General features: G+C 69.0%; 27 protein-coding genes. 9 read left to right on the plus strand and 18 right to left on the minus strand.

All coding sequences use genetic code 11. The annotated features are described in order from the left end of the window. Positions 1 to 244: 244 nt before the first annotated feature. Both trxA and JL11_RS01560 read left to right on the plus strand, forming a co-directional pair. Positions 245 to 580 carry a thioredoxin gene (trxA, locus tag JL11_RS01555; RefSeq protein WP_054764133.1) on the plus strand — a complete coding sequence of 112 codons (336 nt, stop codon included), beginning with the start codon at positions 245 to 247 and terminating at the stop codon, positions 578 to 580. A 73-nt stretch (positions 581 to 653) separates the two neighbouring features. After that, a complete protein-coding gene (locus JL11_RS01560) occupies positions 654 to 842 on the plus strand; it encodes a hypothetical protein (protein WP_054764134.1) in 189 nt (62 codons plus the stop codon). Here the strand turns inward: JL11_RS01560 and JL11_RS01565 are convergent. The 12 genes from JL11_RS01565 to JL11_RS01620 are packed head-to-tail and all read right to left on the minus strand — an operon-like array spanning position 839 to position 10640. Then, complete coding sequence (locus JL11_RS01565; RefSeq protein ID WP_054764135.1) at positions 839 to 2113, minus strand: bifunctional folylpolyglutamate synthase/dihydrofolate synthase; 1275 nt, start codon at positions 2111 to 2113, stop codon at positions 839 to 841. The genes JL11_RS01560 and JL11_RS01565 overlap by 4 nt on opposite strands. Positions 2114 to 2118: 5 nt before the next feature. Further along, positions 2119 to 3009 carry an acetyl-CoA carboxylase carboxyltransferase subunit beta gene (locus tag JL11_RS01570; RefSeq protein WP_054764136.1) on the minus strand — a complete coding sequence of 297 codons (891 nt, stop codon included), beginning with the start codon at positions 3007 to 3009 and terminating at the stop codon, positions 2119 to 2121. Positions 3010 to 3019: 10 nt separating this feature from the next. Then, complete coding sequence (trpA, locus tag JL11_RS01575) at positions 3020 to 3859, minus strand: tryptophan synthase subunit alpha (RefSeq protein WP_054764137.1); 840 nt, start codon at positions 3857 to 3859, stop codon at positions 3020 to 3022. Continuing rightward, complete coding sequence (locus tag JL11_RS01580) at positions 3856 to 4308, minus strand: hypothetical protein (RefSeq protein WP_054764138.1); 453 nt, start codon at positions 4306 to 4308, stop codon at positions 3856 to 3858. Before JL11_RS01580 ends, trpA begins: the two co-directional genes overlap by 4 nt. Beyond that, entirely contained in the window at positions 4305 to 5534 is a 1230-nt protein-coding gene (trpB, locus tag JL11_RS01585; RefSeq protein ID WP_156314223.1) for a tryptophan synthase subunit beta, read from the minus strand. The genes JL11_RS01580 and trpB overlap by 4 nt, the downstream gene beginning before the upstream one ends. Before the next feature lie 50 nt (positions 5535 to 5584). Beyond that, positions 5585 to 6223: a phosphoribosylanthranilate isomerase gene (locus JL11_RS01590; protein ID WP_054764139.1), complete on the minus strand. Its 639-nt coding sequence runs from the start codon at positions 6221 to 6223 to the stop codon at positions 5585 to 5587. Beyond that, the gene (locus JL11_RS01595) at positions 6220 to 6633 is read right to left on the minus strand and encodes a type II toxin-antitoxin system VapC family toxin (protein WP_054764140.1); all 414 of its coding nucleotides are present in this window, start codon (positions 6631 to 6633) and stop codon (positions 6220 to 6222) included. Before JL11_RS01595 ends, JL11_RS01590 begins: the two co-directional genes overlap by 4 nt. 2 nt (positions 6634 to 6635) lie before the next feature. Next, the gene (locus JL11_RS01600; protein ID WP_082382556.1) at positions 6636 to 6896 is read right to left on the minus strand and encodes a type II toxin-antitoxin system Phd/YefM family antitoxin; all 261 of its coding nucleotides are present in this window, start codon (positions 6894 to 6896) and stop codon (positions 6636 to 6638) included. A 27-nt stretch (positions 6897 to 6923) separates the two neighbouring features. After that, entirely contained in the window at positions 6924 to 7658 is a 735-nt protein-coding gene (locus JL11_RS01605) for a pseudouridine synthase (protein ID WP_054764141.1), read from the minus strand. Between the two features lie 34 nt (positions 7659 to 7692). Further along, positions 7693 to 8604 carry a class I SAM-dependent methyltransferase gene (locus JL11_RS01610; RefSeq protein WP_054764142.1) on the minus strand — a complete coding sequence of 304 codons (912 nt, stop codon included), beginning with the start codon at positions 8602 to 8604 and terminating at the stop codon, positions 7693 to 7695. 44 nt (positions 8605 to 8648) lie between these two features. Beyond that, a complete protein-coding gene (locus JL11_RS01615) occupies positions 8649 to 9449 on the minus strand; it encodes an undecaprenyl-diphosphate phosphatase (protein ID WP_054764143.1) in 801 nt (266 codons plus the stop codon). Between the two features lie 24 nt (positions 9450 to 9473). Continuing rightward, a complete protein-coding gene (locus JL11_RS01620) occupies positions 9474 to 10640 on the minus strand; it encodes a citrate/2-methylcitrate synthase (protein ID WP_054764144.1) in 1167 nt (388 codons plus the stop codon). 157 nt (positions 10641 to 10797) lie between these two features. Here JL11_RS01620 and JL11_RS01625 point away from each other — a divergent pair, with 157 nt between their 5' ends. Together JL11_RS01625 and fzlA are read left to right on the plus strand one after the other, a co-directional pair. Beyond that, a complete protein-coding gene (locus JL11_RS01625; protein ID WP_054764145.1) occupies positions 10798 to 11808 on the plus strand; it encodes a cation diffusion facilitator family transporter in 1011 nt (336 codons plus the stop codon). A 58-nt stretch (positions 11809 to 11866) separates the two neighbouring features. Then, positions 11867 to 12553 (plus strand): FtsZ-binding protein FzlA, encoded by a 687-nt coding sequence (fzlA, locus tag JL11_RS01630; RefSeq protein ID WP_054764146.1) that lies wholly within the window; start codon positions 11867 to 11869, stop codon positions 12551 to 12553. Here the strand turns inward: fzlA and JL11_RS01635 are convergent. Further along, positions 12550 to 12885, minus strand: coding sequence for a GIY-YIG nuclease family protein (locus JL11_RS01635; protein ID WP_054764147.1), 336 nt, complete (start codon positions 12883 to 12885; stop codon positions 12550 to 12552). The two genes, fzlA and JL11_RS01635, sit on opposite strands and share 4 nt — an antisense overlap. Before the next feature lie 58 nt (positions 12886 to 12943). Between JL11_RS01635 and JL11_RS01640 the strand changes: the two genes are divergently transcribed. Then, positions 12944 to 13483 (plus strand): DUF2239 family protein, encoded by a 540-nt coding sequence (locus JL11_RS01640; protein WP_054764148.1) that lies wholly within the window; start codon positions 12944 to 12946, stop codon positions 13481 to 13483. Positions 13484 to 13678: 195 nt separating this feature from the next. Beyond that, entirely contained in the window at positions 13679 to 14806 is a 1128-nt protein-coding gene (gene queG / locus JL11_RS01645; protein ID WP_054764149.1) for a tRNA epoxyqueuosine(34) reductase QueG, read from the plus strand. Positions 14807 to 15027: 221 nt separating this feature from the next. Here queG and JL11_RS01650 read toward each other — a convergent pair whose 3' ends face one another. Then, positions 15028 to 15543 (minus strand): FKBP-type peptidyl-prolyl cis-trans isomerase, encoded by a 516-nt coding sequence (locus JL11_RS01650; protein ID WP_054764150.1) that lies wholly within the window; start codon positions 15541 to 15543, stop codon positions 15028 to 15030. Next, positions 15524 to 16726: a threonine ammonia-lyase gene (locus JL11_RS01655; protein WP_054766757.1), complete on the minus strand. Its 1203-nt coding sequence runs from the start codon at positions 16724 to 16726 to the stop codon at positions 15524 to 15526. The genes JL11_RS01650 and JL11_RS01655 overlap by 20 nt, the downstream gene beginning before the upstream one ends. A 188-nt stretch (positions 16727 to 16914) precedes the next feature. Here JL11_RS01655 and JL11_RS01660 point away from each other — a divergent pair, with 188 nt between their 5' ends. From JL11_RS01660 to JL11_RS01670, 3 genes are all read left to right on the plus strand, one after another. Then, positions 16915 to 17424 (plus strand): hypothetical protein, encoded by a 510-nt coding sequence (locus JL11_RS01660; RefSeq protein WP_054764151.1) that lies wholly within the window; start codon positions 16915 to 16917, stop codon positions 17422 to 17424. 67 nt (positions 17425 to 17491) lie between these two features. Further along, positions 17492 to 18034 (plus strand): BA14K family protein, encoded by a 543-nt coding sequence (locus tag JL11_RS01665; protein WP_054764152.1) that lies wholly within the window; start codon positions 17492 to 17494, stop codon positions 18032 to 18034. 129 nt (positions 18035 to 18163) lie between these two features. After that, positions 18164 to 18358 (plus strand): hypothetical protein, encoded by a 195-nt coding sequence (locus JL11_RS01670; protein ID WP_054764153.1) that lies wholly within the window; start codon positions 18164 to 18166, stop codon positions 18356 to 18358. Between the two features lie 14 nt (positions 18359 to 18372). Here the strand turns inward: JL11_RS01670 and JL11_RS01675 are convergent, their stop codons facing one another. The 3 genes from JL11_RS01675 to rplU form a co-directional block, all read right to left on the minus strand. Then, the gene (locus JL11_RS01675; protein WP_054764154.1) at positions 18373 to 18906 is read right to left on the minus strand and encodes a GNAT family N-acetyltransferase; all 534 of its coding nucleotides are present in this window, start codon (positions 18904 to 18906) and stop codon (positions 18373 to 18375) included. Positions 18907 to 19070: 164 nt separating this feature from the next. Next, on the minus strand, positions 19071 to 19358 hold the full coding sequence (gene rpmA, locus JL11_RS01680) for a 50S ribosomal protein L27 (protein ID WP_054764155.1): 288 nt from the start codon (positions 19356 to 19358) through the stop codon (positions 19071 to 19073). Between the two features lie 97 nt (positions 19359 to 19455). Continuing rightward, complete coding sequence (gene rplU, locus JL11_RS01685) at positions 19456 to 20022, minus strand: 50S ribosomal protein L21 (RefSeq protein WP_054764156.1); 567 nt, start codon at positions 20020 to 20022, stop codon at positions 19456 to 19458. Between the last annotated feature and the right edge of the window lie 42 nt (positions 20023 to 20064).

A 20064-nucleotide genomic window follows, 5' to 3' on the forward strand; every position in this document is an offset into this window, starting at 1 on the left:
GGGCTTGACCCGAGGACCGGGCGTCGATCGGGCTGTGCGTCGCCGTCTTCGCACGATCGGCGGAACATCCGATCCACGGGTCGAGCCCGAGGATGACGGACGGAGAGAGGGAGCGACGGCGGGAGTTGAATTGCCCGCGATTCGCTCCCACATCTGCGGCCGAACCCGGACGGATCCGGCCAACCCAATTTGCGCGCGAGCGGCAAGGCCCTAGCGCCGAGCGTCAGCGCCCAAGGAGCCATTTATGGCGACAGTCAAAGTCACCGACGAAAGCTTCGACGCCGACGTCCTGAAATCCTCCACCCCCGTCCTGGTGGACTTCTGGGCCGAATGGTGCGGCCCCTGCAAACAGATCGGCCCGGCCCTGGAACAGATCGCCGACGAACTGGGCGGCCAGGTCACTGTCGCCAAGATCAACATCGACGACAGCCCCCTGACCCCGTCCAAACTGGGCGTGAAGGGCATCCCCACCTTGATGCTGTTCAAGGACGGTCAGATGACCTCGATGAAGGTCGGCGCCATGCCCAAGGGCAAGATCGTCGAATGGCTGGCCGAGGCCGGCGTCAAGGCCGACGCCTGATCCTTCCGCCTGTCCGACAGGATCGAACGCCCGCCGGTTCCGACCGACGGGCGTTTTTGCTAGAAGGCCGCCTATGAGCGACGAAACTCCGCCCGCCGACCTCCCCGACGACATCCCCGGCGAAACCCCGGTTCAGAAGGCCCTGCGCCTGAAGAACGCCAAGCTGGAGGCTCGGCCCAAGCCGCCGCGGGGCGGACGTTTCCAGCGCGAACAGGCCGCCCGCATCGCGGCGGGCAAGTCCAAACCCTGGATGACCCGCTAGACGGGCCAGGTCTCCGGGCTGGCGCCCAGCACCTCGCCCGCCAGATACAGAGACCCGCAGATCGCCACCCGGCCCGCACCCAGGCGCAGCGCCAGGTCCAGGGCCTCGCCGACCGAGCCTGCCGGGGTCGCCGCCAGACCATGGCCGCGCGCCACGGCCGCCAGGGCCGCCGGCTCGGCCGCCGCCCCGTCGAAGCCGACAGTGAAGACCGTGGCCTGACTGTCCTTCAAGGCCGCAAAGAAACCGCCGGCGTCCTTATTGCCCAGCATGCCGCAGATCAGGGCCAGGGGGCGCGGCGCCCGCGCCTGCCGTTCGGCCAGAAAGGCCGCCAGCGCCCGTCCGGCATGGGGATTGTGCCCCCCGTCCAGCCACAGCTCCGCCTCCGCCGCCTTGGCCGCCTGCCCATGGGGTCCGGTCGAGATCCGCTGGAGCCGCGCCGGCCACCGCACGGCCTTCAGCCCCTCGACGATCGCGCTTTCCGGCAGGTCCAGCTCCAGGGCGGCGGCTATGGCCACGGCCGCATTGTCGATCTGGTGCGCCCCCGCCAGGGCGGGCGCCGGCAGGTCCATGAACAGGTCCGCCGTCTGGAAGGCCATGCCGCCCCGCTCGGCCCAGGCGTCGAAATCCACCCCCAGCACCGTCAGCCGCGTATGGACGTCGGCGGCCCGGCGCTCGATGGCCTTGAACGCCTCCTCGCGCTGGCGCCCGATGACGGCCGGCGCCCCCGCCTTCAGCACCCCGGCCTTTTCCGAGGCGATCCCGGCCAGGTCCGTGCCCAGAAACTCGGCATGATCATAGTCGACCGGAGTGATCACGCTCAGCAGCGGCCGTTCGATCACATTGGTGGCGTCCAGCACCCCGCCCAGTCCGACCTCTATCACCGCCAGATCGGCCGGGGTCTCGGCCATGGCCAGGAAGGCGGCGGCCGTGGTGCTCTCGAACACCGTGGCCTCACCGGACACGGCCTCGATACGATCCAGGATGGCGCTGAGCTGATCGTCCTCGACCAGCTTGCCCGCCAGCCGGATCCGCTCGTTGAACCGCACCAGATGGGGCGAAGTATAGGCATGGACCTTCAGCCCCGCCGCCTCGGCGACGGCCCGGATCAGGGCCACGGTCGATCCCTTGCCGTTCGTCCCCGCCACATGGACCACCGGCGGCAACCGATGCTGCGGATCGCCCAGGGCCGCGCACAGGGCGCGCATCCGATCCAGCGACAGATCGATCCGTTGCGGATGTCGGGCGCGCAGCCGTTCGGAGATGGGGTCCAAGGCCGTCAGGCCGCCTGGCGGTTTCCGCCCATCAGCATGGACAGGATCCGCCCCAGGACTTGGGGCAGATCGGCACGGGTCACGACCCGATCGACCATGCCCTTCTCCTGCAGATATTCGGCGCGCTGGAAGCCCGGCGGCAGTTTCTCGCGGATGGTGGCCTCGATCACGCGCGGACCGGCGAAGCCGATCAAGGCGCCCGGCTCGGCCAGATGGACATCGCCCAGCATGGCATAGGAGGCGGTCACCCCGCCCGTGGTCGGGTCGGTCAGCACCACCACATAGGGCAGTTTCGCCGACTTCAGCTCTTCGATGGCCAGGGTGGTGCGCGCCATCTGCATCAGCGACAGGGCGCCCTCCTGCATCCGCGCCCCGCCGGCGGCGGTGAAACAGACCAGCGGAACCTCACGCATCACGGCCTCGCGCGCCGCCTTGATGAAGGCTTCGCCCGCGGCCATGCCCAGCGACCCGCCCATGAAGGTGAAGTCCTGAACGATCACCACCGCCTTCTGACCGCCGACCGAACCCCAGCCGATGGCCATGGTGTCCTTGCGCCCCGCCGCCTTGCGCGCGGCGTTCAGCCGGTCCTTGTAAGACTTGCCGTCCGAGAATTTCAGCGGATCCTCAGGCACGTCCGGCGTCTCGATGGGCTCGTATTGGCCGCCGTCGAAGGTGGCCTTCAGCCGCGTCGGCGCATCGATCCGCATATGGCGGCCGGTCGGCGTCACCCACAGGGCGGCCTCCAGGTCCGAGCGGTACAGCATCTCGCCGGTGTCGGGATCCTTGACCCACAGATTGTCGGGGGTGTCGCGGCGCGAAACGATCTTGCGGACGCCGGGCGCGAAACGGCTCAGCCAGCCGCCGCGCTTTTCCTGGGGTTTGTTCTTGTCGACCATGGGCGGGCTCTTAGACGGTTTCCGTCACGGAAGCACTAGTCACCGATCGAACCGCGTCGCCCAGCGCCTTGACCCGGGCCAGCACGCGCGGCGCGGCCGGCTCATGGGCTTCCAGAGCGGCGGCCACCTCGTCCACCAGGGCCGAGCCGACCACCACCGCATCGGCGACGCGGGCGATCTCGGCCGCCCGTTCCGGCGTCTTGACCCCGAAGCCGACCGCAACCGGCAGGCCCGAGGCCTTGCGCACCCGCTCCACCGCCGGCGCCACGACGTCGGCGTTCGCCTCCTTGACGCCGGTCACGCCCGCGACGGCGACATAATAGACGAAGCCCGACGTGCCCTGGACCACGATCTTCAGCCGGTCGTCGTCCGAGGTCGGGGTCGCCAGCCGGATCAGCGAGATCGACACCTTGTCCAGCGCCTCGATCAGCGGCCCGGCCTCTTCCGGCGGACAGTCCACCACGATCAGCCCGTCGATGCCGCACTCGGCCGCATAGGCGGCGAAGGCGTCATAGCCCAGGCTTTCGATCGGGTTCAGATAGCCCATCAGCACGATGGGCGTGACGTCGTCGCCCTTACGGAACTCGCGCGCCAGATCCATCGTCGAGCGCAGGCCGAAACCCGCCTTCAATCCGCGAATGGCGGCCCGCTGGATCGGCGGCCCCTCGGCCATCGGATCGCTGAACGGAAAGCCCAGTTCGATGATGTCGGCCCCGGCGGCAGGCAGCCCCTTCAGGATCGCCAGCGCCTCTTCGCGCGACGGATCGCCCCCCATCACATAGGGGATAAAGGCCGCCCGGCCCTCGGCCTTCAGTGCGGCGAAACAGGCGTCGATACGGGCGGTGGTCATTGGGTCGATGTGTCCGAAGCAGGCTTCTCGGCGGCGGCGGCCTGCCCGCACACGTCGCCCGGAATGGTGGCGAAGCCCAGATAGGCGGGCAGTTCGGCGACGGCGGTCTTGGTCGTGTCGTAGAAGGCGATCAGCTGCATCCCCTCGCAACCGCCGCCATCGCGACGCTTGATCAGGACGACGCGGTTCTCATCGCCGCCAGCCGCCAGCCAACCCTTGGTCGCCAGATCGGCAATATAGGCCTCGGCCAGGGCGCCGACCTGGCCCAGGGGCGCGGTGACGCACCAGGCGCGGCCGGCCAGATTGTTCAGCCCGCCGCAATCGGGCGACAGCTGCGCGCCGGGCAACAGGCCGACATCGGCCGGTTTAACCTCAACCGGCGTCTGGGCCTGAACGGCGGTCGAAAGGCTCAGGAGGGCGGCGGCGATCGCCGACAGGCTGCGGATCACAATTCCACTCCCAGATGACGGGCGACCTGGAAGATGTCCTTGTCGCCCCGGCCCGACATCAACAGGACGACATCGCCGCCCTTGCCGACTTCGCGCGCCACTTCGCCGGTCCGCGCCAGCGCATGGGCCGGCTCCAGGGCGGGGATGATGCCTTCCAGCTTCGAGCACAGCTGGAAGGCCTCCAGCGCCTCATTGTCGGTCGCCGACCGATATTCGGCCCGGCCGATGTCGTGCAGCCAGGCGTGTTCCGGCCCGATGCCCGGATAGTCCAGACCGGCCGAGATCGAATGGCCCTCGACGATGTTGCCGTCCTCGTCCTGCAACAGATAGGTGCGGTTGCCGTGCAGCACGCCCGACCGCCCGCCCTTCAGCGAGGCCGCATGGTCCGGCGTATCCAGCCCGTGGCCCGCCGCCTCGACCCCGATCAGCCGCACGGCCGCGTCGTCGATGAAGGGGTGGAAGGCGCCGATGGCGTTCGATCCGCCGCCGATACAGGCCACGACGGCGTCCGGCAGCTTGCCGAACTGAGCCTGGGACTGGCGCTTGATCTCCTTGCCGATCACCGACTGGAAGTCGCGCACCATGGCCGGGTAGGGGTGCGGCCCCGCCGCCGTGCCGATGATGTAATAGGTGTCCGAGACGTTTGTGACCCAGTCGCGCATCGCCTCGTTCATCGCGTCCTTCAGGGTCGCGGCGCCGGCGGTGACGGGGAAGACCTCGGTCCCCAACAGACGCATGCGGAAGACGTTCGGCTGCTGCCGCTCCACGTCGACCGCCCCCATATAGACGGTGCAGGGCAGGCCGAACCGCGCCGAGACGGTCGCCGAGGCGACCCCGTGCTGGCCGGCGCCGGTCTCGGCGATGATCCGGGTCTTGCCCATGCGCCGGGCCAGCAGAATCTGGCCCATACAGTTGTTGATCTTGTGCGCGCCGGTGTGATTCAGATCCTCGCGCTTCAGCCAGATCTTGGCCCCGCCGAAATGTTCGGTCAGCCGCTCGGCGAAATACAGCGGGCTCTCGCGACCCACATAGTGGGTCAGATAGCCGTCCAGTTCGGCCTGGAAACTGGGGTCCGCCTTGGCCGCCTTATAGGCCGCATCCAGCTCATGGATCAGCGGCATCAGGGTCTCGGCCACGAACTGCCCGCCGTAAGGCCCGAACCGTCCCTGCGCGTCCGGCCAGGCATAGGCGTTGGAGAGCGGCTGAGCGGGATCAGGAGCTTGGATGGGCGTTTGAGCGTTCACGGTTTCGACTTTCACGCGGAGAGGCGTCGTAATTACGACCGGCGCGCATTTCGGATGAAGGCCGCGATCCGGTCGGCGTCCTTAACACCCGGCGCGCTTTCGACGCCAGAGGAGACGTCCACCATCGGCGCCCCGGCGATCCGCAGCGCCTCGGCCACATTGTCGGGATTGAGCCCCCCCGCCAGGAACCACGGATGACGGAACGCCCGATCCGCCAGCAGGGTCCAGTCGAAACTGTGCCCCACCCCGCCGGGCAGGACCGACCCCTCCGGCGGCTTGGCGTCGAACATCAGATGATCGGCGTGGTAATCCCATTCGTCGGCGGCGGCGAAGTCGTCGCCGTGCCGGATCGGCAGGGCCTTGATCACCCCGGCGCCGGTCAGGGCCCGCAGGGCCTCCGCCCGCGCCGGGCTCTCCGCCCCGTGCAGCTGGATGAAGTCCGGCCTCAGCGTCCGCGCGATCTCTTCCAGCAGGGCGTCGTCCGGATCGACCGTCACCGCCACGATCTTCGCCCGCCCCCGCGCCCGTTCGAACAGGGCGGCCGCAGCCTCAGGCGCCAGGTGGCGCGGGCTCTTAGGGAACACCACCGCCCCCACGAAATCCGCCCCGCCCTCCAGGGCGGCGTCCAGGGTGTCGGTGGTGGTCAGGCCGCAGATCTTGATGGCCGTCATAACGAAACAACCTCCACGCCCTTCAGCCTTGCGGCCGCCGCAAGCTCCTTGTCGAGAGTGGCCAAGTCAAAACCGTGCCGCAGGACCACGGCCAGATGTAGGGCGTCGGGTGTTCGTAGCCGTGCTCCATCGCGCAACAGCGCACGGCATCTCACAAAATCCAGGTCGTCCAGACGGCATTCGTCACGCCCGACGCGCCAGCCATCGAACTCCGCCTCGATCTGATCGCGCTTGTCCGCCTTCATAGCGCCCGACCGCACACGCAAGCCCAAGGCTGAGCTGAACTCGGCCTCGACCCACCGGCTGACCACCACGTCAGCCCTGCGGATCAGCAACGCCGCCGCCCATTCCGAATGCTCGTCTTGAACAAAGGCCGAGACGAGGACGCTGGTATCCAGGTAGAGGGCCAAAATCAGTCTTCGTCGCGCATCTGGCGGACCAGATCGACGGCGTTCAGACCGTCCTCCGGCTTGGCGCGGATCCGTCTGAACCATTCCATATCGACATGTCTGGGCGCTGGCTTGCTCTCCTGCGCCGGCTCAAGCCGAGCGATCGGCACGCCGCGTCGTGTGATGGTCACGGCCTCGCCCGCCAGCATGCGATCCAGCAGCTTGGGCAGGTTGTTCTTGGCTTCGGCGACGGAATAGCTGGACATGGCCATCAAGATAGCCATCTGGCGTCAGATGTCCATGATCTCGGCTCAGACGAAGATCGACGCGATCTCCTCCGGAGTCAGCAGCCGCCACGCCCCCGGCGCCAGATCCTCCGGCAGAACCAGCCCGCCCAGCCGCTCCCGGTGCAGGGTCTCCACATGGTTGCCGACGGCGGCGAACATGCGCCGCACCTGGTGATAGCGGCCCTCCGTCACCGTCAGCAGGGCCTCGGTCGGGGACACCACCTCCAGCATCGCCGGCGCCAGGGGCTTGTACTCGCCCTCCAGCACCAGTTCGCCGGAGGCGAACAAGGCTCCTTCCGTTCCCATCAGCGGCCGCGCCAGACCGGCGCGATAGACCTTGGCCACATGGCGTTTGGGGCTGATCACCCGGTGCAGCAGGTCGCCGTCGTCGGTCAGCAGCAACAGGCCGCTGGTTTGCTTGTCCAGCCGGCCGATGGTCGAGATGGCCGGATCGCGCCGCCGCCACCGGTCCGGCAGGATGTCATAGACCAGCGCCCCCTCTTCCTTGTGGGAACAGGTCATGCCCAGCGGCTTGTTCAGCAGGATCACCAGACCCTGGACCGGGTCCAGCGGCTCCCCGTCGATCTCCATCCGGCTGGGCAGGTCCGGCGTCACGGCGATCCGCTTCGACACGTCCGTCAGGTCCGCGCCGTCCAGCACGATCCCGCCCGCCTTGGCCATCCGCGCCATCTCGGCCCGCGACCCGTAGCCCATCGAGCCGAGCAGTCGATCGACGCGCGATGTGGGGGTCTTTTTCATGCGCTGACGCCCTTCGGGCTGCGGGAGCGCGGGCTCACTTCACCGCCTCGAACAGCTTGTACCCGCCCTCGTCGGCGACCAGTCGCACCCGGCCGAAGGCGGCGTTCAGCTCGGCCTCATAGGGCAGGTGCCGGTTCGCCACGATCCAGGCGACCCCGCCCTTCTTCAGCAGCTCCGCCGCCTTGCGGATGAAGGCCTGGCCCAGCCGTCGATCCTCGGCCCCGCCGTCGTGGAAGGGCGGATTGCTGACGACGAAGTTCAGTTCGCCCGCCGCAGCCAGCGTTCGCACGTCGGCCCATTCAAAGCTCGCCCGCGAGTCTTCGACATTCTCCCGCGCCGCCTCGATTGCGCGGCGATCCAGGTCGATCAGCCGCAGGCCCGTCACCCCCGCCGACCGCAGGACCACCGTCGCCAGAGCCCCGTAGCCGCAGCCCAGATCGGCGCCCGCCCCATTCAGCGCCGGCAGGTATTCGGCCAGCAGGGCCGAGCCTGCGTCGATCCGGTCCCAGGCGAAGATCCCCGGCTGGGACCAGGCCTCCAGCCCCGGCACGATCCGCGCCGCGCCCTCGGCTATGGCCTCGTCAATCCCGGCCATCGTCTCGGGTCTGATTACGATGCAACGCCGGTGGTGCGCCTTGGCCGTCTCGCCCACCTCGACGCCGAAGCCGGTCAGCTCCTTCTTCAGCCGCGACCCGCCCTTGTCCTTCAAGGCCATGACGTCCAGCCGCCCCCCGACCTTCAGCGCCCTCAGCGCCAGGGCCAGCACATGGCGCCGCTCCAGCACGCCGGGCGGGGCGTAGATCATGATCTCGTCGACCGAGCCTTCGCTCACAGCCTCCAGGGCGGTCGAGCCGGGGATCAGGGGCGAGACTTGGATCGCGGCGCCGGCGCCGGTGCTGGGCGGATCGAAGACGACCGGCGGTCGGCCGTAAAGAAGCGTGCTCATGCCCGCCCCTTAGATGGTGAACGCGAAAATCGCCAGCCGGCGCCTCAGAACCCCGCCTGCAACAGGGCCAGCCCGACGACCCCGACCACGATCCGCCACCAGGCGAAGGGACCGAAGCCGTGCTTGGACACGAAGTCCAGCAGGAAGCGCACCACCACCAGGGCGGTCAGGAAGGCCACCACAAAGCCCACCACAATCAGGCCCACGTCGCTGAAGTCCAGCGTCTTGTGGTTCTTCAGCAGGTCATAGGCCACCGCCGCCCCCATGGTGGGCAGGGCCAGAAAAAAGCTGAACTCGGCCGCCGACCGCTTGTCGGTCTTCAGCAACAGGCCGCCGGCGATGGTGGCGCCGGATCGCGACACGCCGGGAATCATGGCCAGGCATTGGAACAGGCCGATCAGGAAATAGACCCGCATCGGATACTGGCTGGCGTCCAGCCACTGGGGCCGCTTGTCCATCCGGTCCAGGGCCAACAGGATCAGCCCGCCGACGATCAGGGCGATACAGATCACCTGGGGCGTCTCGAACAGCACGTCCTTGATGAAGCCATAGGCCAGAAAGCCGATCACCACCGCAGGTGCAAAGGCGACCAGCAGGCCGATCAGGAACCGCCGCGCCTCCGGATCGAAGGGCCAGCGCGTCGCCAGGGTCCACAGCCGTTTGAAATAGACGCTGACGATGGCCAAGAGCGCCCCCAGCTGGATGACGATCTCGAACGTCTTGCCCGCGCTCTGGAAGCCCATGAAATGGCCCAGCAGCAGCATGTGCCCGGTGGAGGACACCGGAATGAACTCGGTCAGTCCTTCGACCAGGCCGAGAATGATCGCCGCAAGCCAGTCCGACATGAAGTCCCCGTCACAGGCCGGAGGTCAGTGCGCGCCCGGCTCGGGCCCCACATAGCGCAATCGCGCCCGGATAGGCGAGCCGTCCGTCGCCTGATCCACAGCATGGGCCAACAGGCCGACCAGCCGCCCCAGCAGCAGCAGGTCGCCCGCCCCCGTGGGCCCCAGATCCAGCCGTCGCGCGATCAGGGCCAGGGCCAGATGGAAGCCGGCCGGCCGGCCCGCCGCCGCCTCGCCCTCGGCGAGCAGGGCCTGGAGGTCCGCCGGCAGCCCCGTCGCCTCCAGCAGGGGTCGCGTCCGCGGATCGACCCGGCCGAAGGCCGCCGTCTCCTCGAAGCCCGGCACCCCGCCCTTCAGGGCCAGCCAGCGTCGCGCCGCGCCCGACGGATCGCGCCGCGCCTCCCCCACATAGGCCACGACCTCGCCCAGTTCGCCCAGAGGGGCCCCGCTCAGGGTGGTGATCCCGGCCAGGACCGCCCCGGCCAGGGGCGCGCCGCCGAAGGCCGCCGCCCGCGTCGCCAGCACCGCCTCGTCCAGACCGCAGTCGGCCCCCAGCACCAGGGCGCGGCGGATCAGATGGCTGTCGCGTTCGAACGCCTTGAAGCCGCGCGCCAGACGCTGGTGCAGATACAGGCGCGGGCCGGGGCCGGAGACGCTGTCCACCACCTCGTTCAGCAGCGAGGCCGCCTCCTGTTTCAGTCCCGCCGGGTCGTGACTGCGCAGGGAGCGGTCCTCGATCGCGCGACGGCCCAGCACGGCCAGAACCCGCCTCTGTGTCGAACCGCCGACGATCGGATCGATACGCGGCTTCAGTCCGACGAAGGGGTCCCCGTCCCGCACGTCCCACAGCAGGCGGGCCGCCGCCTCGACGGTCGCCGTCTCAGCCAGCTGCACCGCGTCCAGACCGCGATAGAACAGCCGGCCTTCGGCGATCAGGCCTACGGAGGATTGAATGTCGGCCTCGCCGCGCGCCGCCGCCCCCACGACCGGCGCCCGCACCTCGGTCTCGCCTTCGGCCCCGTCGCCGCACAGCCGGGCCACGTCGGCGGCGGCGTACAGGCTTCTGCGGGGGTCGGCGGGGTCGGGACGGGCGGCGATCCGGCCCCGACTGACATAGGCGTACAGGGTCTGGGCCTTGACCCCCAGGCGGGTCAGGGCCTCATGTCTCGCGATCCAGCGTTCGTCAGCGTCCATGCCGCCCCCACGACTACGACCGATGCCCCGTATGAACGGAAACCGACATAGCGCCGTTTCGTCTCCTTAATCCTAATGACGCGCCCGATCCAGTTGGACCAGTCCAAATGAGCGCCCCGGTTGGCTTTCCGCCACGATTGCGCGACAAGACCAGCCGATGACGACGCCGCCCGCCCCCGCCCGACCGCCCGCCCCGACCCCTTCGGAGGATCCGCATCTGGCCACGCGCCGCATCACGCGGCTGTCGGTCGGCGCGGCCCTGACCCTGATCGCGCTGAAGGCCTTCGCCCTGGGCGCCTCCGGCTCGGTCTCCATCCTGGCCAGTCTGACGGATTCGGTTCTGGACCTGGCGGCCTCCCTGGCCACCTTCTTCGCCGTGCGCTGGGCCGCCGCGCCCCCGGACGAGGATCATCGCTACGGCCACGGCAAGGGCGAGGCCCTGGCGGCCCTGGTCCAGGCGGGTCTGGTCTTCGCCTCGGCCCTGTTCATCGGCTGGGAGGGGCTGCAGCGCATCTTCGACCCGCGTCCCGTCACCGCCGGAAGCTGGGCCGTGGGGGTGGTCATCGCCTCCATCGCCGTCACGGGCTGGCTGGTCTGGATGCAGACCCGCGCCCTGAAGACCAGCGGCTCCCTGGCGGTCGCGGGCGACCGCGCCCATTACGCCGCCGATCTGGCCTCCAATCTGGTGGTGCTGGTCGGGGTGATCTCGGGCGCCTTCCTCGGGGCGCCGGGCCTGGACGCCGCCGCCGGACTGGTGGTCGCCGTCTGGCTGTTCTGGGGCGCGATCGGCATGTTGAGGGCCGCCGCCGACCATCTGCTGGACCGCGCCGTCCCGGAAAGCGACCGCGCCGCCATCGCCCAGGCCGTCCTGGCCGACCCCCGCATCCAGGGCGTCCACCAGCTGCGCACCCGGATGGCCGGTTCGGTCATGATGATCCAGATGCATGTCGATCTGGACCCTGACCTGCGTCTGGAGGCGGCCCACGCCATCGTCGTCGAGGCCGAACGCCGCGTGCTGAGCCATTATCCCACGGCGGACATCCTGATCCACGCCGACCCGCGCGGGCGCGCCGTCGCTGCCGCCCCGTCCGAACCGGCGCCCGCCGCCGAGGTCCAGGCCCCTGCTGCGGACACGCCGCCGGCCCCGCCCAAAGGCCCCTGGTCCTGACCGCCCCGCCGTCGATGCGGTAAACGGACATTAACGGGTGCGGGCGCATCTAGGGCCTATGTCCGGCTCCTGCGTCCTGTTCCACTTCCCCTTCCAGCCCGCCTCGCGCGCGGCGCGCCTGGGCCTGGGCGAGGCGCGGATCGAATGGACCGATACGCCGGTTCGTCCGTGGGAAGAGGATTGCCCGGTCAATGATCTGAACCCCTCGGGCCTGCCGCCCGTCGTCCAGACCACCGATCGGGGCCGCCCCCTGACCCTGTGCGAACTGCCCGCCGTCCTGGGCTGGATCGAGGACCAGCAGAAGGCGCCCCTGCTCCTGCCCGCCGACCCCGCCGAACGGGCCGAGGCGCGCCGCCTGACCGGCTGGTTCGAGCGCCGCTTCACCGACGAAGTCGACGCCGTCCTTCTGCACGAGCGGATGGAGAAACCCCTGCTCAAACTGGGCCCGCCCGAGGCCCGCGCTTTGCGCCACGGCCGCGACGCCCTGAAATCCCACCTCGCCATGCTGGAAGACCTGGTCGCCGCCCGCGACTGGCTGGCCGGCCGCCGGCTGTCCCAGGCCGACCTGATCGCCGCCGCCCACCTGTCCGTCTTGGACTATTTCGGCGAGGTCCAGTGGACCCACTGGCCCGCGCTGAAGCTCTGGTACTCCAAGGTCAAATCCCGCCCCTGCTTCCGCCCCCTGCTGGCCGACCGCTTCGTCGGCGTGCCGCCGTCGGGGTGGTATGCCGATCTGGACTTCTAAAGCGCCTCGGCCCCCAATCGCGCGATCCACAGCTTCGCTCGACTGACCAGCTCATCCTTGCGGCGCAGGTCCGAGACGTCCTCCGGCAGACGGTCCAGCTGTTCGAAGCGGAAATCCTCGGGTGCGTGCGCCTTCCAGGCCGCCTGGAGCGACCGATAGGGGCTGCCGCCGTGACGCAGCGCGAACCACAGGCCGTTCTGTTCGGTGTCGATGTGGCGGCTCTTGCCGACCCAGACCTGGCCCGTCGCGCTGCAGATCACAGCATAGACCCCGGCGATGGTCGGCCGCTCCTTATATTCCGCGATCAGGGCCTTGCGATCTGTCTGGGTCATGGCGCTCTCTTATTTATCCGGGTATAAATATGACGACTAATTTTATCCGGGTAAATACATGGGCGACGAAAATCGCAATCTGGTTCTGTTCGACGGCCCCCGCCGCATCGCCAGAGGCTCGGACGCCGCTGTAGCGGCCGCCTTGCGCAAGGCCCTGGAGGCGGCGCCTCAAGCCGCGCTGCGCGTGTTCGATCTGGCGACCGGTCGGCCGGTCGACCTGGACCTCCGCGAGACAGAAGCCGCTCCGGCCGCCAGGCGCGGCCGTCCGCGCCTGGGCGTCGCCGCGCGCGAGGTCACGCTCCTGCCCCGCCACTGGGACTGGCTGGCCAGCCAGCCGGGGGGCGCCTCGGCCGCCCTGCGGCGTCTGGTGGACCAGGCCCGCAAGACCGGCGCAGACGACGACGCGCGGCGCCGCCGCACCGAGGCCGCCTATGGCTTCATGGTCGAGATGGCCGGCGACGCCCCCGATTTCGAAGAGGCCAGTCGCGCCCTGTTCGCCGGCGACCGCGACCGGCTCGCCGCCCTGATCGCCCCGTGGTCGCCCGACATCCAGGCCCAAATCCTTGAGCTGTTCGACGGCGCCGCATCGACCGAATGACCGCCCCAGGATCCTCTCCCGCTTGCGGGAGAGGCGGCCCGGCGTCCGCGCAGCGGACCAGGGTCGGAGAGGGAAGTGTCGCCAAAGGCTAGACTTCCCCCATCGTCAGGCGTGTCGCTTCGCGCCACGGCCTGACACTTCCCCCGCAAGCGGGGGAAGGTCTTCCTCGCCCGATTTCGTGCTATCCCCCGCCCCGTGTCCGACCGCCTGAAAACCTTCATCCGCCGGCGCGCGGCCGAGCTCGGCTTTGACGTCTGCCGCTTCGCCTCGGCCGCCGACGCCTGGCCGGCGGGCGAGCGGCTGCGCGAGTTTGTCGATCAGGGCCGACACGGCGACATGGCGTGGATGGAAACGACGCTGGACCGCCGCGCACACCCCACCGCCATGTGGGACGAGGCGAAGACGGCCATCGTGCTCGGCATGAACTACGGCCCCGACGACAATCCGCTGGACCAGTTGGCCGACCGGTCGGCCGCCTATATCTCGGTTTATGCGCGCGGCGACGACTATCATGAGGTCATCAAGGGCCGGCTGAAACAGCTGGCGGGCCAGATCGCCGCCCGCAACGGCGCCGACATCAAGGTCTTCGTCGACACCGCCCCCCTGATGGAAAAGCCCCTGGCCCAGCGCGCCGGACTGGGCTGGCAGGGCAAACACACCAATCTGCTCAGCCGCACCCACGGCAACTGGCTGTTTCTGGGCACGATCCTGACCGCCGCCGAGATCGAGCCGGACGCGGCCGAGACCGAACACTGCGGCCGCTGCACCGCCTGTCTCGACGCCTGCCCCACCAAGGCCTTCCCCGCCCCGTTCCAGCTCGACGCCCGACGCTGCCTCTCCTACCTGACCATCGAATTCGGCGGTCCCTGGCCGGTCGAGTTCCGCACCCTGACCGGATCGCGCATCTATGGCTGCGACGACTGTTTAGCCGTCTGTCCGTGGAACAAGTTCGCGCAAGAGGCCCGCGAGATCCGGCTTCAGCCCCGCCCGGCCCTTGAAAGCCCACGCCTGGACGACCTGCTGGGGCTGGACGACCCCGCCTTTCGCGCCCTCTTCGCCAAGAGCCCGGTCAAGCGGATCGGCCGGGATCGGTTTCTCAGGAACGTGCTCTACGCCGTGGGAAACTCGGGTGACGCGACGCTGATCGCCCCGACGAAAGCCTTGCTGGCCGACCCCTCGCCCCTGGTGCGCGGCGCCGCCGTCTGGGCCCTGTCGCAGCTGACGCCGCCCGCCGAATTTGCGGCCTTGGCCCAGGCGACGACCGAAACCGATCCCCAGGTTCTGGAGGAATGGCGGCGGTCCGAAACGGCTTGGTCCTCATGACCCACGCGATGGACGGACGCGATTTCAAAAGCTTGCTCGAAATCAGCGCTCTTCAACCCACCGCGCGCGCCGAGACGGTTATACTGCCGTCCTGATCTTTGACATTCACCGCAACGCTGCGAGCCGATCGCAAAAATCTGCACGAAAGTGCACTCAAAAAATTCGCAGTGCACTTTTCGTCTCCTCCCCACGACGTGGGGAGAAGACGGATCGTGCGGGCCTCACCCCATCGCGGTCCCGACGCCCGATCCGCCGCCCGGCGCCTTGGCCACGTCCAGCAGCTTCAGCCGGAAGATCAGGACCGAATTGGCCGGGATCTTGGGGCTGGCGCGTTCGCCATAGCCCAGCTCGGGCGGCACATAGAGGATCCATTCGTCGCCGACGTGCATCTTCTGCAAGGCCTCGGTCCAGCCCTTGACCACCTCCTCGGGGGTGAAGATGGCCGGCGCCCCGCGCGCGAAGGAGCTGTCGAAGACGGTGTCGTCGATCAGCTTGCCCTCGTAATCGACCTTGACCAGGTCGTTGCGGTCCGGACTGACGCCGCCGGCCGGGCCCGACTGGACGACCTTGTACTGAAGCCCGCTGGGCAGGGTGACGACGCCCTCTTCCTTGGCGTTCTTCTCCAGAAAGGCGACGGCCTCGGCCTTGCCCGCGTTCGGATCGACCGGCTCGGATCGGCCGCAGCCCGCCAGCAACACGGCCGCCAGCAGCGCCGCCCTACCCCATCCGAAGTTCATAGCCGCGTTCCTTCAAGGCCTCGCCGATCTCGTCGGCGTGGGTGCTATCGCGCGTTTCGACCATGATGTCGAACTCGGCGCCCTTGGCCGGCACGTCCAGGGCCAGGCGGTTGTGGACCACGTCGATGATGTTTCCGCCCAAGCCGCCGATCACCGCCGCCATGGCCGACAACATGCCCGGCCGGTCGTCGCCCAGGATGCGATAGACGATCAACCTCCGCTCACGGACCATCTCGCGGTTCAGCACCACCGCCAGCATCCGCGGATCGATATTGCCGCCGCACAGCTCCAGCCCGACCTTCATCCCCTTGAACCGATCAGGATAGGCCAGAAGCGCCGCCAGACCGCCGGCGCCCGCCCCCTCCGACACCGTCTTCTCATAGGTGACGTAATAGGAGACGGCCCGTTCGAAGTCCGCCTCCTCGCAGACGAAGACCTCGTCGACCAGCGGATTGGCCAGGGCGAAGGGGATGTCGCCGACCGCCTTGATGGCGATGCCCTCGGCTATGGTCTGGCCGGTGCAGACCGGGGGCTTTCCGGCCCGTTTGGCGGTGAAGGAGGGATAGCGCGCCGCCTCGACCCCGAAGACCTTGATGTCCGGCTTCATCGCCTTGGCGGCGATGGCGCAGCCGGCGATCAGGCCGCCCCCGCCGATCGGAATGACCAGGGCCTCCAGATCCGGCGCATCCTCCAGGAACTCGATGGCGCAGACCCCCTGGCCCGCCACGATCCCCTCGTCGTCGAAGGCCGAGACGAAGACGTATCCCTTCTCCGCCTCCAGCCGCTTGGCCGCCTCGGTCGATCCGGTGAAGTCCAGCCCCTCGATCACCACTGTGGCCCCGTGGGAGCGGGTGCCGTTGATCTTGGCGAAGGGCGTGCCCTCCGGCATCACAATGGTGACCGGCACCCCCAGCCGTCCGCCGTGATAGGCCAGGGCCTGGGCGTGGTTGCCGGCGCTGGCCGCGACCACGCCGCGCTTGCGCTCCTCGGGGGTCAGCATCAGCAGCCGGTTCAGCGCGCCGCGCTCCTTGAAGCTGCCGGTGAAGTGCAGATTGTCGAACTTGACCCAGACCTCGGCCCCCGTCAGCTGCGACAGCTTGCGGGAATAGCGGGCGGGGGTGCGGTCCACCTGACCGGCGATCCGGCCCTGGGCCGCCTCGATATCGGCGAAGGTGACGGTCATATAGGCGGGCTCCAGTACTGCCTGCCGGGCGCTGCGCCCGAGCATTTCCGCCGCCTCTTTCGCGCTTTGTCGGTTCCGGGTCCAGAGGGTGCAACCTTGACCGTGGCGAGGGCGTTGTGGGTCGTGCGATAATGGACCGTCGCATCCCGGCCCTTCCCCTGGGGCCGGATACTCGGAAGGAAGCCCCCATGTCGATCCGCCCCCTCGCCCTGGCCGCCGTCGCGGCCGCCGCCCTTTCGGCCTGCGCCCCCACGACCTTCCCCGCCGGCGCCCCGACCGGCGGCCCCGCCGCCTTCAACGCGGCCGACTTCGCCTGGTCCCAGCGCACCGGCCAGGCCGCCATAGAGGGCCGCGTCGCCTACGCCCAAGACGGAAAGTCCTACGCCTGCGTCGCCTCGGCCGGCCTGACGCCCGAGACCCCCTATACCCGCGCCCGTTTCCGCACCCTCTACGGCTCCACCGACCGGGCCGCCGTCCCCGCCGCCGTGGTGCGGGCCCGCACCGTGCCCGACGCCAGCGCCGACTACACCGGCTTTGTCCGATCCGAGCCCTGCCGCGACGGCCGGTTCCGTTTCAGCGACCTGCCCGACGGCGGCTGGTTCCTGATCGTGCCGGTGCGGACGGGCGACGAGCCGCCCCTGGTCCTGATGCGGCGCGTTGACACGCGCGGCGGCCGCGTCGTCAACGTCACCCTGTAAGCTGATCCGTAGCGTCCCCACGATCCTCCGCCCGGCGAACCGCCGGGCCCCGTTCAGGGAGACTGACATGAGACCCGCCCCGATCCTCGCCGTCCTCCTCCTGTCGTCGGCCGGCCTTTCGGTCGCCGCCCCGACCCAGGCCCAGGCTCAGACCTATTCCAGCTACGGCTCCTACCGGACCTATGAGTACGGCTATGGTCATGAGGACCGGGCTTGGCGCCGCGACGCCCACCGCCGCTACGACTTCAACGGCCAGGCGGATCGGCCGGGCGACTATCGCTGCGACCGCTATTGGGACGCCGGCCGCAGCGACTGCGGCGCCGCCTGGCGCGACCAGCGGCCGGTCCGCGATCGGGCCTGGAGCGATCGCCGCTGGGCGCCGGATTACGGCCATGGCCGCCCCGGCGTCTATCCCGGCGCCTACGGTCGCCCTGACCTGATCTATCCCGGCGGCGGCGTCGGCTACGGCCAGGACTATGGACGGGGTTACGGCTACGGCGCGGCGCGCGATCCCTATCGCGTCGCCTGGTGCCGCGCCTCCTATCGCTCCTATGACCCGGTCGGCGGCTACTACCGCACCTACGACGGGCGACTGGTCTTCTGCGACTGAGCCGCAGAACCGTCTTCGTACGGATGAAGCTCACGAAGTTGCGATTCCGGTAACGGGGATCGCCATCTTCTGGCCGCGACCGGCCCCGACTTATCCCCCCCTGTCGCCGAAGATCAGGGGAGGGTCTTGATGTCCCAGCGTAATATCATCGGGTCCGAAGCCTTCACCCGGGGTCCGATGATCCTGGTTCGCCAGTATCGGGCGGGCGGCGCGCGCCGTCGCCGCGCCCGAACGGCGGCCGCCTTCATCGCCGGGGCGACCGCCATGCTGCTGGCCGGCCTGGTCGGAGCGGCCGTGGTCTACGGCCCCGGCCTGGCAGGCTGATCGAGAGGCGCGGCTCAGGCCAGCCAGACCATCATCCGCGTGTCCGCCTCGGCGCCCCGCGCGCGGCTCCAGGCGCGGCGGGTCTCTCCCGTATAGAGAAAGCCCGCCTTCTCCAGCACCCGGCCCGACGCCGGATTGTCGGCGAAATGGCCGGCGACCAGAGCGCGCCGCTTCCACCGCCGTCCGGCCCAGACAAGGGCGCCGTCCAGCGCCTCGGTCGCAAACCCGCGCCCCCAATAGTCTCTGCCGATCCAATAGCCGGTCTCGGGCACCCGGTCCTCGCCTTCGAACAGGCCGATCACCCCGATCGGCCCTTCCGCCTCATGCTCGATGACGAAGGTGTTGGCCCGCGCCGGGTCCTGGGAGGCGACCTGAATGACGAAGTCTTCCGCATCCTCGATGCGGAACGGGTGCGGCATGCGCTTGGTCATGCGCGCAATGTCCAGATCATTGGCCAGGGCCGCGATGCGCGGCGCATCCTGCGGCGCGGGCGCGCGCAGGATCAGGCGCCGGGTCTCCACGACGGGAGAGGTTTCGATGACGCACATGGCGTTCGCCTCCGTTCGGACCGCCTCCTTGGAGGGCTCGGGCGGTCTTCGAGGCGGGGAAACGCAAACGGGGAGCCTGGTGATCCAGACTCCCCGCGGAATAGTTCCCTGGTCCGGATCGGCTGCTTCGGTGAGCAACGCGATCCGGTATGTTCCAGACTGCGTTACTCGGCGGCGAGCGCCTGGGCGGCGTCGTCATTCGCCGCAAGGATCGACACGTAACAACGGCCGCCGCGTTTGGTGGTGAACTTCACCGCGCCGTTCGTCAGGGCGAACAGGGTGTGGTCGCGGCCCATGCCGATGTTCTCACCCGGGTGGAAGGTGGTGCCGCGCTGACGCACGATGATGTTGCCGGCCAGCACGCGCTCGCCGCCGAACTTCTTCACGCCGAGGCGCTTCGACTCAGAGTCGCGACCGTTGCGCGACGAACCGCCGGATTTCTTGTGAGCCATCTTGCCGCTCCGTCTTTCCTGAGTGTCCTATCGGCCTGTCGGCCTACTTGAGGACGTCTCTCTTAATTGGTCTGGCGCCGGGGCGCCGGTGAATGTCTTAGGCTTCGTCGCCGGCGGCTTCAGCCTTGGGCGCGGCCTTCTTCTTGGCCGGAGCCTTCTTGCCGGAGTCTTGGGCGGGAGCCGAGCTCTCGACCACGGCCGCCTTGACGTCGGCGCCGTCGGCTTCGGTCACAACCGTTTCGGTCGATCCCAGCGACGAGGTCGCGCCGCGGGTCGCGAGACCGCGGGCCCGCAGATTGATCTCGGCCTTGGTGATCAGCTCCACCTTGCCGTCCCACTTGGCGGACTGGCCGGCGCCTTCGATGCCGGTGATGCGCAGGACCGATTCCATCTGACGATGGCCGTTGGTGCGGCGATAGCCCTGGCGACGGATCTTCTTGAAGATCTTGACCTTCTCACCCTTGCGGGTCTCGATCAGGGTGGCGCCGACGAAGGCGCCGTCGACCAGGGGCGCGCCCACGGTCACGCCGTTGTCGCCGCCCAGCATCAGGACGCTGTCGAACTTCAGCTCAGCGCCGGCGTCGCCGTCGAGCTTTTCGACGACGATGGTGTCGCCCGGTTGAACCCGGTACTGCTTGCCGCCGGTCTTGATCACCGCGTACATGTTGAAGCCTCAGCGCAAACGCAAAAAAGAATACGCCCTCCG

The sequence above is a fragment of the Brevundimonas sp. DS20 genome, assembly GCF_001310255.1.
Taxonomy (GTDB): Bacteria; Pseudomonadota; Alphaproteobacteria; order Caulobacterales; family Caulobacteraceae; genus Brevundimonas; species Brevundimonas aurantiaca.

What these genes read in the sequence shown, in the direction of transcription:
- JL11_RS01605 (WP_054764141.1), bottom strand. Translation starts at nt 7,658, where the DNA reads ATGAAAAAGACCCCCACATCGCGCGTCGATCGACTGCTCGGCTCGATG.
- JL11_RS01665 (WP_054764152.1), top strand. Translation starts at nt 17,492, where the DNA reads ATGAGACCCGCCCCGATCCTCGCCGTCCTCCTCCTGTCGTCGGCCGGC.
- JL11_RS01590 (WP_054764139.1), bottom strand. Translation starts at nt 6,223, where the DNA reads ATGACGGCCATCAAGATCTGCGGCCTGACCACCACCGACACCCTGGAC.
- rplU (WP_054764156.1), bottom strand. Translation starts at nt 20,022, where the DNA reads ATGTACGCGGTGATCAAGACCGGCGGCAAGCAGTACCGGGTTCAACCG.
- JL11_RS01560 (WP_054764134.1), top strand. Translation starts at nt 654, where the DNA reads ATGAGCGACGAAACTCCGCCCGCCGACCTCCCCGACGACATCCCCGGC.
- trpA (WP_054764137.1), bottom strand. Translation starts at nt 3,859, where the DNA reads ATGACCACCGCCCGTATCGACGCCTGTTTCGCCGCACTGAAGGCCGAG.
- JL11_RS01625 (WP_054764145.1), top strand. Translation starts at nt 10,798, where the DNA reads ATGACGACGCCGCCCGCCCCCGCCCGACCGCCCGCCCCGACCCCTTCG.
- rpmA (WP_054764155.1), bottom strand. Translation starts at nt 19,358, where the DNA reads ATGGCTCACAAGAAATCCGGCGGTTCGTCGCGCAACGGTCGCGACTCT.
- JL11_RS01660 (WP_054764151.1), top strand. Translation starts at nt 16,915, where the DNA reads ATGTCGATCCGCCCCCTCGCCCTGGCCGCCGTCGCGGCCGCCGCCCTT.
- JL11_RS01640 (WP_054764148.1), top strand. Translation starts at nt 12,944, where the DNA reads ATGGGCGACGAAAATCGCAATCTGGTTCTGTTCGACGGCCCCCGCCGC.
- JL11_RS01570 (WP_054764136.1), bottom strand. Translation starts at nt 3,009, where the DNA reads ATGGTCGACAAGAACAAACCCCAGGAAAAGCGCGGCGGCTGGCTGAGC.
- JL11_RS01600 (WP_082382556.1), bottom strand. Translation starts at nt 6,896, where the DNA reads ATGGCTATCTTGATGGCCATGTCCAGCTATTCCGTCGCCGAAGCCAAG.
- trxA (WP_054764133.1), top strand. Translation starts at nt 245, where the DNA reads ATGGCGACAGTCAAAGTCACCGACGAAAGCTTCGACGCCGACGTCCTG.
- JL11_RS01655 (WP_054766757.1), bottom strand. Translation starts at nt 16,726, where the DNA reads ATGACCGTCACCTTCGCCGATATCGAGGCGGCCCAGGGCCGGATCGCC.
- JL11_RS01635 (WP_054764147.1), bottom strand. Translation starts at nt 12,885, where the DNA reads ATGACCCAGACAGATCGCAAGGCCCTGATCGCGGAATATAAGGAGCGG.
- fzlA (WP_054764146.1), top strand. Translation starts at nt 11,867, where the DNA reads ATGTCCGGCTCCTGCGTCCTGTTCCACTTCCCCTTCCAGCCCGCCTCG.
- JL11_RS01615 (WP_054764143.1), bottom strand. Translation starts at nt 9,449, where the DNA reads ATGTCGGACTGGCTTGCGGCGATCATTCTCGGCCTGGTCGAAGGACTG.
- JL11_RS01650 (WP_054764150.1), bottom strand. Translation starts at nt 15,543, where the DNA reads ATGAACTTCGGATGGGGTAGGGCGGCGCTGCTGGCGGCCGTGTTGCTG.
- JL11_RS01620 (WP_054764144.1), bottom strand. Translation starts at nt 10,640, where the DNA reads ATGGACGCTGACGAACGCTGGATCGCGAGACATGAGGCCCTGACCCGC.
- JL11_RS01610 (WP_054764142.1), bottom strand. Translation starts at nt 8,604, where the DNA reads ATGAGCACGCTTCTTTACGGCCGACCGCCGGTCGTCTTCGATCCGCCC.
- JL11_RS01675 (WP_054764154.1), bottom strand. Translation starts at nt 18,906, where the DNA reads ATGTGCGTCATCGAAACCTCTCCCGTCGTGGAGACCCGGCGCCTGATC.
- JL11_RS01670 (WP_054764153.1), top strand. Translation starts at nt 18,164, where the DNA reads ATGTCCCAGCGTAATATCATCGGGTCCGAAGCCTTCACCCGGGGTCCG.